Raw genomic sequence first — 468 nt, 5'->3', positions numbered from 1 at the left:
GCGTGGAGGTGGCCGGGGAACTGTCCCGGCGGTGCGAGCTGGCGGAGCTGGGCGAGGCGGTGGAGCGGGCCCGGGCCGCGCAGGCGGGGCCCGCGGCGGGCGGCCCGCTGGGCAACGACACCGAGGAGGCGGAGAACAGCCTCAGCCGGGCCCTGCGCTCCCCGGCGGTCACGGCGACGGCGGACCGGGCGCCGGACGCCCTGCACGCGGTGGACGTCGCCGCCGCCCGGGTCGCGCTCGCCCGTCAGCTGCACAACGACGCCGTACGCGACGTGCGGGCGCTGCGGGCCAGACGGGTCGTGCGGGCGCTGCGGCTGTCCGGCCGCGGGCCGCTGCCCACCTATTTCGAGATCGACGACGCGCTTCCGATGCGTGGTGACACCGGGGGCAGGAACGGCCACGCCGACGCCGACGGCCGTGACGGCGACGGCAGGCATGACACCGCACGTGACAGCGCTGTGCATGACA

At 77.4% G+C, this 468-nt stretch carries 1 protein-coding gene; it reads left to right on the top strand.

Annotated elements, in window-relative coordinates:
- Positions 1-468, top strand: a 468-nt coding sequence (locus AC5LUJ_RS13030) for a hypothetical protein (protein ID WP_493465002.1), incomplete at both ends; no start/stop codon positions are given.

Source organism: Protofrankia sp. CiP1_Cm_nod3 (assembly GCF_982290655.1).
This window is presented reverse-complemented; position numbering and strand designations above follow the sequence as displayed.